Origin of the sequence: Parvimonas sp. D2 (genome assembly GCF_035282635.1) — a bacterium.
GTDB lineage: Bacteria > Bacillota > Clostridia > Tissierellales > Peptoniphilaceae > Parvimonas.
Genome location: NZ_JAYKBO010000104.1, coordinates 1 through 238, shown reverse-complemented (window position 1 = coordinate 238; position 238 = coordinate 1). Strand labels below are relative to the sequence as shown.

General features: G+C 52.1%; 1 protein-coding gene. It reads right to left on the bottom strand.

Annotated elements, in window-relative coordinates; genetic code table 11:
- Positions 1–24: 24 nt before the first annotated feature.
- Positions 25–238: hypothetical protein (locus tag VJI77_RS07740; RefSeq protein WP_323989019.1), on the bottom strand; the 214-nt coding region annotated here is incomplete at its 5' end.

Genomic DNA, 238 nt, shown 5'->3' with positions numbered 1-238 from the left:
CATTGCGCTTACGCCACAACCACCTCATTTCGAATACACGGCTTTGTAGGGAATACCATAATACCGTGCGTAAGGACGCAGGTTGTTGTGTGGTTGGCCAGTCCAACGATTGATCTTGGCATCCTTGTCAGCCAGGTGCTGAAACTTCGGCTTTGCCTTGGGCTTGGCGTCAGGGAGAAATGCACGCATACCTCCACCAAGGAAGAACCCGATGAGATTGCCTGCGGTATTATTGGCG